Annotated in this window: 9 protein-coding genes and 2 pseudogenes; 2 read left to right on the forward strand and 9 right to left on the reverse strand. The window is 33.9% G+C overall.

Annotated features, from left to right (window positions below; translation table 11 throughout):
- Positions 1–255: pseudogene (locus E4T68_RS07160) on the forward strand (ISNCY family transposase); the annotation flags it as partial.
- A 366-nt stretch (positions 256–621) separates the two neighbouring features.
- Here the strand turns inward: E4T68_RS07160 and rfbB are convergent.
- The 6 genes from rfbB to E4T68_RS07190 all read right to left on the reverse strand — a co-directional run bounded on the left by rfbB (position 622) and on the right by E4T68_RS07190 (position 6,275).
- On the reverse strand, positions 622–1,659 hold the full coding sequence (gene rfbB / locus E4T68_RS07165) for a dTDP-glucose 4,6-dehydratase (RefSeq protein ID WP_135125534.1): 1,038 nt from the start codon (positions 1,657–1,659) through the stop codon (positions 622–624).
- A 19-nt stretch (positions 1,660–1,678) separates the two neighbouring features.
- Positions 1,679–2,254, reverse strand: a complete 576-nt coding sequence (gene rfbC / locus E4T68_RS07170; RefSeq protein WP_194185102.1) for a dTDP-4-dehydrorhamnose 3,5-epimerase — start codon at positions 2,252–2,254, stop codon at positions 1,679–1,681.
- 8 nt (positions 2,255–2,262) lie between these two features.
- A complete protein-coding gene (rfbA, locus tag E4T68_RS07175) occupies positions 2,263–3,132 on the reverse strand; it encodes a glucose-1-phosphate thymidylyltransferase RfbA (RefSeq protein ID WP_135125538.1) in 870 nt (289 codons plus the stop codon).
- A 10-nt stretch (positions 3,133–3,142) separates the two neighbouring features.
- On the reverse strand, positions 3,143–4,105 hold the full coding sequence (locus tag E4T68_RS07180) for a glycosyltransferase family 2 protein (RefSeq protein WP_135125539.1): 963 nt from the start codon (positions 4,103–4,105) through the stop codon (positions 3,143–3,145).
- Positions 4,102–5,235, reverse strand: coding sequence for a glycosyltransferase (locus E4T68_RS07185; protein ID WP_135125540.1), 1,134 nt, complete (start codon positions 5,233–5,235; stop codon positions 4,102–4,104). Before E4T68_RS07185 ends, E4T68_RS07180 begins: the two co-directional genes overlap by 4 nt.
- 77 nt (positions 5,236–5,312) lie before the next feature.
- Entirely contained in the window at positions 5,313–6,275 is a 963-nt protein-coding gene (locus E4T68_RS07190; protein WP_209305062.1) for a glycosyltransferase family 4 protein, read from the reverse strand.
- Positions 6,276–6,535: 260 nt separating this feature from the next.
- Between E4T68_RS07190 and E4T68_RS07195 the strand changes: the two genes are divergently transcribed.
- Entirely contained in the window at positions 6,536–7,147 is a 612-nt protein-coding gene (locus E4T68_RS07195; RefSeq protein ID WP_135125542.1) for a TVP38/TMEM64 family protein, read from the forward strand.
- 333 nt (positions 7,148–7,480) lie between these two features.
- Here the strand turns inward: E4T68_RS07195 and E4T68_RS07200 are convergent, their stop codons facing one another.
- From E4T68_RS07200 to E4T68_RS09330, 3 genes and pseudogenes are all read right to left on the reverse strand, one after another.
- Positions 7,481–8,947: a TrkH family potassium uptake protein gene (locus E4T68_RS07200; RefSeq protein ID WP_135125544.1), complete on the reverse strand. Its 1,467-nt coding sequence runs from the start codon at positions 8,945–8,947 to the stop codon at positions 7,481–7,483.
- A gap of 8 nt (positions 8,948–8,955) precedes the next feature.
- The gene (gene trkA / locus E4T68_RS07205; protein WP_135125546.1) at positions 8,956–10,308 is read right to left on the reverse strand and encodes a Trk system potassium transporter TrkA; all 1,353 of its coding nucleotides are present in this window, start codon (positions 10,306–10,308) and stop codon (positions 8,956–8,958) included.
- Between the two features lie 350 nt (positions 10,309–10,658).
- Positions 10,659–12,379: pseudogene (locus tag E4T68_RS09330) on the reverse strand (hypothetical protein); the annotation flags it as partial.

Genomic DNA, 12,379 nt, shown 5'->3' on the forward strand with positions numbered 1-12,379 from the left:
CACACAAAAGCGTTGGTTATTGAAGCATTTAATGGGGATATTTTCTTGAATATCGCTGACAACATTTATGCCACACGTTGTTTGTTAACACATGAAGAGCATTCAGCGGTGTTTGATTTGGGTGAGAATATAAAAAGAGAAAGACGCCAATACGTTCCACCACAATCACACCCGTGGAAACTGGCATCTTTCAAACGCTATCTCAAGAGTATTGGAAAAACTCTTGAAGAGTATCAAGACAACAAGCTTGCTTGATACTTTAATAGCATACATTATTTTGCCCTATAAGTGCAATGATTTTTTTGAAAATCATTGCACTTATAGTGGCCCACATTTTGGGACATTTTCATTTTCGATTGACAGATATAAATTTTTACCCTTGGATATTTTCTCTTGTAGCATTAAATTTCTTATTGTGGACCATGAATTAAATGTTTGATATATCTTTTCTAGTCTAAACAATTGTCAATTAAGATAGATTAATTATATAGGTCATTCCTAATGATATGATGCCAATATCCATTAACTTAATCGTTAAATTTGAGCTCCCATCAAAGCGAATTGATGATGTTCATTGAATCATAAAATTAGAAATAATCTCAAGAACTTCTTATTTATCTTTTATTGCCCTTGACTAGCGTAGTTTTGTTCAACACTATTTTTTTCTGCTTGCCACCATTCTTGGTTTTCAGTGTACCATTTAATCGTGTCGGCTAAGCCTGAGCGAAAATCTGTAAATTGTGGTGTCCACCCTAATTCTTCTCTTAATTTTCTTGAATCAATGGCATAACGTAAATCATGTCCAGCACGATCTTTAACATGTTCATAAGAGTCCTTTGGTTGATCCATCAATTCTAAAATTAACTCAACTACTGTTTTATTATCTTCTTCTCCATCAGCACCAATCAAATAAGTTTCTCCAATTTTCCCTTTTGTTAAAATTGTCCATACGGCTGAGGAATGATCGTTTGTATGAATCCAGTCACGTACATTTTTTCCTTCACCATATAATTTTGGTTTAATACCACATAAAATATTAGTAATTTGACGTGGAATGAATTTTTCAATATGTTGATATGGTCCATAGTTGTTAGAACAATTTGAAATTGTTGCTTGCAATCCAAATGATCGCACCCATGCTTTCACAAGTAAATCTGATCCTGCTTTTGTTGAAGAATACGGACTTGATGGATTGTACGGTGTTTCTGCAGTGAATTTTTCGCCAACCCCTTCTCCATGTCCTGGTAAATCTTCACGTAGTGGTAAATCACCATACACTTCATCAGTAGATACATGATGATAACGCACGTTATGTTTACGGCAAGCCTCAATTAAAGTATATGTCCCAATCAAGTTAGTTTGCACGAATGGGAAAGGATCTTTTAATGAATTATCATTGTGAGATTCAGCTGCGTAATGCACAAGTGCATCTGTTTGTTGAACCAATTCATCAACTAATTTAGCATCTGTAATATCTCCAACAACCAATTTTACCCTATCTTCCGGTAGTCCTTTTAAATTTTCTTTATTTCCAGCATAGGTTAATTTATCTAATACTGTTACGTGAATATTTGGGTGATGATTAACAACATAATGAACAAAATTAGATCCAATAAATCCTGCACCACCTGTTACAATAATTCGTTTTAACTCAGTCATAGTTTTCTCCTTATTTCAATTAAATTTCACCATAAATAAAGGCATCTTTACGTTTATCATATTCTAAAAAACTCTGTTGATTTGCATCTTTTTCTGATGTAACAGCTTTTGTAATATCTAAAGGCCAATTAATTTGCAATGTGTCGTCTTTAAATGTAATGCCACTATCCGCTTCAGGTGCATAGTATCCATCACATTTATATAGAAAATGTACATTGTCTGTTAAGGTCATAAATCCATGTGCAAAACCTTTAGGCACTAGTAATTGACGATGATTTGACTCAGACAAAATAAAGGCTTCCCATTTTCCATAAGTTGGCGAACCTTTTCTTAAATCGACAATCACATCTAATAAAGCACCTGTTGCAACACGTACTAACTTTGTTTGAGCTTTTTGTCCGATTTGAAAATGTAATCCTCGCACTACTCCTGCTTGAGCTGAAAAGCTGTGGTTATCTTGTATAAAATCATACGTCAATCCAATATCTTGAAAGTCTGCTTTAGCATAGCTTTCTGTAAAAAATCCTCGGTGATCACCAAATACTGTTGGCTCAATAATATATGCATCTTTTAATGTTGTTTCAATCTTTTTTATTTTTCCCATTAGGCTTCTCCTATCAAACGTAGTAGATATTGCCCGTACTCATTTTTCTTTAATGGTTGGGCTAATGCTAAAACTTGCTCTTTTGTAATATATCCCATACGGTATGCAATTTCTTCTAAGCATGCTACTTTTAAGTTTTGTCTTTTTTCTACTGTTTCAATAAATGTAGACGCCTCTAAAAGCGACTCATGAGTCCCTGTATCTAGCCACGCAAAGCCACGTCCCATCATTTCAACAGATAATTCACCACTTTCCAAATACGCTTTATTCACATCTGTAATTTCTAACTCTCCACGTGGCGATGGTTTAATATTTTTAGCAATCTCAACGACACGATTGTCATAAAAATACAATCCTGTTACGGCATAATTGCTTTTTGGTTTTTCTGGTTTTTCTTCAATGGATATAGCTTTAAAATTATCATCAAATTCAACAACACCAAATCGTTCTGGGTCAGTTACATGATACCCAAATACAGTGGCTCCTTTTTCTTTTGCAGCTGCACGTTGCACCATTTTAGATAGTCCATCTCCATAATAAATGTTATCTCCTAAAATTAAAGCGACAGAATCATCTCCAATAAATTCTTCACCTAAAATAAAGGCTTGAGCTAATCCGTCTGGACTTGGTTGCACTTTATATTCAATATGAATACCTAATTCATGCCCATCTCCAAATAATTGTTCAAATCTAGGGGTGTCAGTAGGCGTTGAAATAATTAAAATTTCTCTAATTCCTGCTAACATTAAAATGGATAATGGATAATAAATCATCGGTTTATCATAAATAGGCATTAATTGTTTAGATACTGCTCTTGTTAATGGATATAGTCTGGTTCCACTCCCACCGGCTAAAATAATTCCTTTCATTGTACATTCCTCACTTCTTCATTCGTTTTAATAGAGCATTACTCCATTTTTTAGGCAATAGGTTTAACAAAATTTCTAGATATACTAGCATTCTGTCTTTAGAACGCACTGCCCATAAGGCATAAAGAGATGAACAGCTTCTCGTTTCAAACGCAATTATTCTTAAATTAACAAACCTTAATTCTTCTTCAACTGCTTTTAAGAACTGTCTGTCTAAATCAAGCCTTTCAGGCAAACTCAAAAACTTTTCTTTTTCAATTAATAATTTATTCGGCACATAATCATCAATCGTTTGAACTGTTGTTAAAATTGCTTTTCCGATTTGATTATTCCCATGAATACGATAACGCACCAAAGGTTCCTTAACATAAGCTATGTTTCCTTGTGTTGAAGACACTAAAGCTAACCAATGGTCATGCACATATTGCTCGTGAAATGGCAAAGCTGATTTTGCGCTCTCTTTTTTGATAAGCATAGTACATCCCGTTACACTATTTCTCCGTATAAAATGCTCAAAAACTTGTTGTCCATAGAGATGTTTAACACGTTTATTATATTTTGTAAAACTAGAACAAATCAATTCATTTTTTTCGTTGATAACACTTAAATCTGAATAACATAAACATGCTTTCTCTTTTTCAAGTTGCTGAACTAGACGAGTTATCTTATTTGACTCCCACACATCATCTTGATCGCAGTAAACAAAATAATCCTCATGTGCCTCGTGTGTTAATTTTTCAAATGTTCGGTTGCTTCCCACATTTTGCTCGTTAGCTGATAGTGTAAAAGGGAATGCAGTAATTCGTTCTTCAACAATACGAGAAATCACATTAAACCACTCTTCTGATTGGCTATCATCTTTAACATATAAATGGCACTTAGAATAGTCTTGCTGATTAATACTATCCAATTGTTGTTCTAAAAACAGACGATTTGGTCGATATGTTGCTAGTAAAATGGCTACTTGTTTCATAATTGAACCCCCATTTGTGTCAATAACATGTCTAATTGTTTCATATAATTATCTTCTGAAAAATACTGTTCAAATACATATCGACTTTGTTTTTTCATGGTCATAATGTTTTCAGGTGTTAAAGAAGATAATGTATTAGCTAGTGTATCAAGTTGGCATACGTTTATCCCAATCTGATGCGTTTCAACCATGTGTTTTGTATCCCCTTGTACAGTATTTAATAGAGGAAGTCCCCCTTTTAAATAATCAATTGTTTTAAGTGTTAACCCAATAAATACACTTGATTTTAACACATTGATGCCAAAAGCACATTGGTTAAAAATATGCTGTTTTTCCTCATCACAATACACATTTCCATGATGACGGACTGCTACACAAATGGTTTGCATTTTTTGAATAAATTCTTCTATTTTTTCACCATTGCCAATAATATGCAAATGAACAGGTTTTATCTTAGCCATTTCACCTAATAAACGATAAATATGCTCAATATCAATGATATTATTTATTGAACCAAGATAACAAACGCTCCATTTGTTATCTTTCTCTGTATAATCAATGTGATGATGAGAAGACAGTTGACAAGGGTAAAGCGTATGTATTCTCTGATGTGATTGTAATGATTTTAAATGATGCTCGAACATTTGGCATTCACTTAACACAGCATCAGCGTAATTCAAACTTTTTGTACGTAAATGTTGCCAAAGTTTGAATGGCAAACGCAATAATGGTTTAGTTGGTAGTGGATAGGTTTCAGGCCACATGTCAAAAACGTCAAATAAAATAATTGTTTTAGGATATTTTTTCTTATATTTACGAATAAAATATGATACAAAATTTGGAGGAACCATGGCGTAGATAACATCTGGTTTCAACTTCAATAGTTGCTCATACATAGCTTTAGCAAAGTGATAATGCGAATAAATACGCTCAAATGAAATATTTTTTTTGTATTGAATTAACGGCAATTGTATCACACGTGGTAAAGTGAGTGTGTACATTTGTCGGTTCATTGTATCATAATCACCTGTAATGTAATGTACCTCATAGTCTTTACTTTCCAAATATGCCTGCATATATTTAATTCGTCTATCGTAGTAATTAAAATTACTCACACAAACTGCTTTCATATAATCCTCAATATTTTTATATTTTTGTTCATTATATCATTTTTTTAACAAAGTAACCAGCTGCTATTTTTAGGTGTTTAAATACTTTGATATACTTCAATCAACTGATCACCAATTTTATCAATATCTCGTTTTAACGCCTCTTGGTAAGCTCTTTTAGTCAGTGAAGGAACTTTTTCTTCTAAAATATCAATGACTTTTTGACAACATACATGATTATCTGTAAATTTATATACAACTTCGTTTTCAATGAACATGGTTTTATAAATATCAATATCACGAACCAACACAGGAATTTCAGCCGCAAATGCCTCCAATAATACAATACCTTCAGTCTCTTCATGCGTCATAAATAGGAATAATCCCATATCATGATATTTTTCTTTTAATTCATCTTTTGATAAGTATCCTGGAAAATGTAAATTTGGTAAGTTTGTTTGTAATGCTTCTTTAATGCGTGGTGTTTGCAATGCTTCAGCTGTATGACCGTACCAATAAAACTCATATTCTGGCATTTGTTTAGCCAATTCAATAAAATCCAGTAATCCTTTTCTCTCAATAAAATGTCCTACAGACATAATGTTTTTTTGTCTTTTTATAGGGTGTTTATTTTCAAAATATGCCACATCAATCCCATTTGACACAACTTCTATTCTCTTTTTTATGCCATAAGATTGCAATAGTTTTTTTGAATAATCTGTGGGTGTAATGATAACATCTCCACGTGTGTATGCAAAAACAATCCACCATTTAAATAAATAGGCAATTAAATTCGAACCAATAAACGAGTCTTTAAAATCTTCCATCGTTGAATGAGCGTGAAACACAACTTTTTTCTTTTTCCATTTTGCAATCATAGCGGATAGTACACTATGCGGAAAAAACATATTGAAATGAACAATATCATACTCTTCTTTTTTCCCATTCACAAGTTGAACCCCTTCTTTGTGTTCTAAAGCACGGATTTGATGCTCCATAGCTTTTCCAATTCCACTTTTTGCCACAACCTTTTCATCACGTTGGTCAATCCATATTTTCACATATTCACTTCCTATCTCATATTTTTCATTTTTCACAATACACGTGCTACTATTTTACACCTTTAAAAGCATTCTGTCGCATATAAACTATTTTAGCACGTCTTTCCTTTAGTTTATTTACCTAATGAGTGAATAAAATTATTCAAAAAAAGACTTTAAAAACGTTGTCTACTTGGTGTTGCTCTTATCTTATTATCTATGTTAAAATGAACATGTATTTTTGAATTATACATTAACTCAACTAGTAAAAGGAGTTTTTTATGACAGAGCATAAACAAACAAAAGTATCTCCTCTCTTGCAAAAAATTGTTAATATTTCCTCCATTATAGGTGGAGTGGCAACGATTATTTTTTGTATTTGGGCATATTTTCAAGGGATTTTAAATTCAAAAGAATCACTATCTGCTTTTATTTTACAGGCAGGTATTTGGGGACCTCCTCTTTTTATTTTTTTGCAAATTTTACAAACCGTAGTACCAATTATTCCTGGTGCACTAACTTCTGTAGCAGGTGTTTATATTTACGGACATATTATTGGAACACTTTATAATTATATTGGAATTGTCATAGGATGCTATATTATTTTTTACTTGGCACGTACGTACGGACCAGGATTTGTTCAATCTATGGTAAGTAAAAAAACATACGATAAATATATCGGATGGCTAGACGAAGGGAAACGTTTTGATAGATTTTTCATTTTCATGATGATTTTCCCAATCTCTCCTGCAGACTTTTTATGCATGTTAGCGGGATTAACGAAAATGACTTATAAACGTTATATGACAATCATTATTTTATGTAAACCATTTACTTTAGTTGCTTACACTTATGGATTAACATATATTATTGATTTATTCTGGGGGAGTTAGTGTTTCTCAACTATCAAAATTTTTTTAAGATGTGTTAATCAAAACAAATTTTACCCCTTAATGAGATAAAAATAGGGACTGGGAAAAACTAAAATTTTTAACCTTTCAATTAACATTTAAAAAATTGAAAACAGCTTAGAATCAACGTTTCTGATGGCGTCATTATAAGCTGTTTTTTTATTTTTAAGACTTTTTCCCCAGTCCCTTATTATTGTCCCCAAAGTCTTCAAACAACAAAACCTACAGGAAATCTTCGTCTATAAACGTTGATTTCTCGTAGGTTTAAACATATCAGTTAAGGAAATACCTAGTATGTGCCTTGTCTTTTTCTGTTTATTTTTTCATTTTTAACAAGCCTTTCAATGTAGACGGGGCACATAAAATAAGCATTGGAAAAATTTCTAGTCGTCCAGCAATCATTCCTAAAGATAAAATGATTTTATTAATATCTGAATAAAAGGAAAAATTACTTGTTGGACCAACTACACCTAAACCTGGTCCTATATTATTAAACGTTGCAACAACACTGGAAAATGCGCTCAAAAAGTCTGGTGCTTCTATTGTAACACACCCTAAAATAAGGACAAATAGAAGAATATAAATTTGCAAATAATTGCCTACTTTACGTAAATCTTTTTTAGATACTGCATTTCCATTGAATTTTGTAGTAACAATCCGATTAGGATGTCCCAATCGAAATATTTCTGAAATAGATTCTTTGACATAGAGTAAAACACGAGACACTTTAATACCACCTGCTGTCGAGCCAGCACACCCACCAATAAACATCAAACACAAAATGACTAATTGTGCTGACAATCCCCATGCACCAAAATCAACAGTTGCATAACCGGTTGTTGTAATGATTGAACTAACTGTGAAAAATACGTGTCTAAAGGTTTCTTCCAAGCGTGCCCAAGTCGGCATCAAGGTTACAATAATAATGGATACAGCACCAAAAATAATGGCTAAATAACTGTGTAACTCTTCATCTTTAATTGCCTCTTTAAAGTAGCCTACTAATATTAGAAAGTACACATTAAAATTAATCCCAAAAACAAGCATACCACATGCAATAGCATATTCAACAAATACGGGGTTCGTATAAATGGCTAATCCTGCATCATTGATTGAAAATCCGCCTGTCCCTGCTGTTCCAAACGAAAGGAGCATAGCATCGAATAAAGGCACACCACCGATACATAATATACCAATAAACACAACGGTCATAATAAGATACATACCATATAAAATGCGTGATGTATCTTTCAATTTTGCTGCTAATTTTCCAAAAACTGGTCCTGGAACTTCCGAACGCATTAAATGCACCTCACCAGACTTAGAATCAGGCAAAACGGCTAAAGCAAATACTAATACACCCATTCCACCGATTAAATGTGTAAAACTACGCCAAAACAAATTGGATTTAGACAAAGGTGCAAGTGTTGATAAAATACTAGATCCAGTTGTTGTTAGCCCACTAGCCGTTTCAAAAAAAGCATCAACTAGAGATGGAATATCTCCTGAAAGAACAAAGGGCAATCCTCCAAAAAACGAAAATAAAATCCAACTTAGTGCAACAATAACTGCACCATCTCTAGCTCTAATAATCACGTGTTTATCTCGTTTGAAACTCATCAAATAGCCAATCCCTAATAAAGCAACACTAACATACAAGTAGGCACGAATATGCTGCCAATCTTCTTGATAAATAAGTGAAACAATCAAGGGTGCCATTAACAATACTGCTTCAATCATTAATAGTTTTCCAAGGACATACATAATGATTTTTCTATTCATTTATTCACCTATACCTCTAAAATATCTTCTAAATCTGTAAAACCTTTTTGAGTCGTCATGACGATGACTTTATCGTTGACTTGAATACTGTCTTGCCCATTTGGAAATAGCATTTGCCCATTTCTCAAAATATAAGCAATTAATAAGTCAGATTTTAAAGTCAAACTTGCTAAAGGCTGATTAACAATATGACATTGCTGTTTTACAATAAATTGCAATACCTCAACTTTATTATTTGCCACACGATACAAAGCCTCAACATTTGAGCCTTCTGCATTTTCTCTAGCCCGTACAAAACGTGCAATTTCATTAGCAACTAAATTTTTAGGAGCAACAATTTTTTTCAACCTTTTATCATCAAGAACTTTTAAAATATTTGTACGGCTTACTTTCGTAATAACCTTACGTACACCTTGTTTATCTGCATAAATAGATGCAATCAAGTTTTCCTCATCAACGCCTGTTAAAGACACAAACGCATCATACTTATTTAATTCTTGTTCATCTAGGACATCTGTGTCTGTCCCATCTGCATGAATGACTCGAGCAAAGGGATAATCTGAACTTAATTGCTCACACCGTTCAATATTCCGTTCAATAATTTTAACGTCTATCTTATTATGGCTTAGGGCTTCTAATAAATAATGTGCAATACGTCCTCCACCAATAATAAATGCTGAACGAATACTTTTTTCTTTTTTTCCTATTTTTTGCTGAAAGACCGACATATCTTTAGGTAAACCCGACACAAAAATTTTATCCTCTGCCATTAAATTGTCTGAACCAGAAGGAATAAACGTCTTGCCGTCTCGCTCAATAATGCAGACAATCACCGTTCCATATTTTTGTCTAAAGTCACTTAAACTCATGCCGTCCAATACTGAAAATCGTTGCACTTCTAATTCAACTAGCGCTACTCGATTACCAACTAAAGTTTGTACACTTAAAGCAGAAGCATAACGAATAGTTCGTACAATATCTCTTGCTGCCGATAAATCAGGATTTATAATTCTTGTAATCCCTAGTGCTTCTTTAATAAATCCAACATGTTCAAAATATTCTGGATTTCTAACACGAGCAATCGTATGTTTAGCTCCGGCTGTCTTTGCTAGAGTACACATAATAATATTCATTTCATCAGAGTTTGTAACCGCAATAAAAATATCTGACTCTTCAACGCCAGCTTGTCTTTGTACATTTACATTCACTCCGTTACCGACCAGCCCTATCACATCGAATTTATTCATAGTATGTTCAATCACTTCATCGTTTAAATCTACAATTGAAATATCATGTCTTTCAGACAACTCTTCACATAGCACTTGTCCAATTTTACCTGCACCCACTATTGTAATATTCATATTAAACCTCTTTATCTATTACCGTTATTACTAAAACATATCTATTTTATTCCTATATCATTCCTTTTGCAACCATAAATACTATCTTTTTATACATTTCTAGACCTGTATTTTCTGTTCATAAAACTAAAAGATATTTCCCCTAAATTGTCCACTGTTCTATTGTGAGCTAACCTTATTCACTCATTTTTATTTGTACATCTTATTCTATAAAAAAGAGATAAAGTTATTGAAAAATATAACTTTATCTCTTTTATAATATATTTATTTAAGGATATTCATATCATTATGATTTACCCTACAAAGTTTTGCACCATTCAATACATCTTATTTCCAGTTCTTTTTAATGATTATTTCTCATTAAATCGTGAACGGATATTAAACAAGATAATAGCACTTAACATAACTACAACAAATGTCAAATCATGTATAGCACTTCCTGTATAAGGCAATTGCTGAGGGGATTTTTTCACCTCTTTAACAACAAAATGCCCTGTTGTTTTTCCATCACTAGCAATAAATGTCAATGTATGTTTTCCTATTGTTAACGTACTTATCAATTCAGAAGATAGGCGAACCAGTGTGCTTCCTGATGTTGCACTATATAAATGAGTAGGAATTGAAATTCCGTCGATTTGTATCCCTACAAACTTATTGAACGGAATATTCGCTTTCATTTCTAATTCATTATTTTTGAATACTTCTGCATGATTCCCTTGAATAACGATATAATCATAGTTCATAGATGGTTTTGCCAATTCTTCTTCTAATCGTCCTGTATGTTCATCGTTGTCCTCAGGTTTCCCTTCTTCAGCGTGTTTACCAGCATTATCATCTTTTCGAGGGGCAGTTGGAGTCTTTGGTCTGACTTCCTCTTCTGACTGTTCTTGCACCTCTGGAGTGACTGGTTTTGTATCCTCTTTCGGTTGTTCTGGCACCTCTGGTAAGGCTGGTTTTGTGTCCTCTTTCGGTTGCTCTGGCACTTCTGGAATGACTGGTTTTGTGTCCTCTTTTGGTTGCTCTGACTCTTCTGGTACGATTGGTTTTACATCTTCTTTCGGCTTATCTGCAATTGCACTGTCATACTCTGCTAATTGACGTTCTGCCTCTAAAAGCACATCTGTTGAACTTTGGCTCAAGTCTTCTCGATCCAATTCTGATAAGCGGTTGTATATATCTCTGGCTCTCTTTACACTTTCCTTATCTTGTGGGAATTGTACACCTTGTTCAAATTTATCTAACAAATCATACAATTCTTCCATTTCTTCTCGTGTTGCCTCTTCTGTTGGCTTGACTTCCTCTTTTGGTTGTTCCGGCACCTCTGGAGTGACTGGTTTTGTATCCTCTTTTGGTTGCTCTGACTCTTCTGGTACAATTGGTTTTACTTCTTCCTTCGGCTTGTCTGCAGTTGCACTGTCATACTCTGCTAATTGACGTTCTGCCTCTAAAAGCACATCTGTTGAACTTTGGCTCAAGTCTTCTCGATCCAATTCTGATAAGCGATTGTATATATCTCTGGCTCTCTTTACACTTTCCTTATCTTGTGGGAATTGCACACCTTGTTCAAATTTATCTAGCAAGTCATACAACTCTTCCATTTCTTCTCGTGTTGCCTCTTCTGTTGGCTTAACATCTTCTTTCGGCTGTTCCGGTACTTCTGGAGTAGCTGGTTTGACTTCCTCTTCTGGCTGTTCTTGCGCCTCTGGAGTGACTGGTTTTGCATCTTCTTTCGGTTGTTCTGGCACCTCTGGTGAGGCTGGTTTTGCATCTTCTTTCGGCTGTTCCGGCACTTCTGGAGTAGCTGGTTTGACTTCCTCTTTTGGTTGCTCCGGTGCTTCTGGTACGATTGGTTTTACTTCTTCTTTCGGTTTGTCTGCAGTTGCACTTTCGTATTCTGCTAGTTGACGTTCTGCCTCTAAAAGCACATCTGTTGAACTTTGGCTCAAGTCTTCTCGATCCAATTCTGATAAGCGGTTGTATATATCTCTGGCTCTCTTTACACTTTCCTTATCTTGTGGGAATTGTACACCTTGTTCAAATTTATCTAACAAATCATACAATTCTTCCATTT

Source organism: Granulicatella sp. WM01 (assembly GCF_004570605.1).
Classification (GTDB): domain Bacteria; phylum Bacillota; class Bacilli; order Lactobacillales; family Aerococcaceae; genus WM01.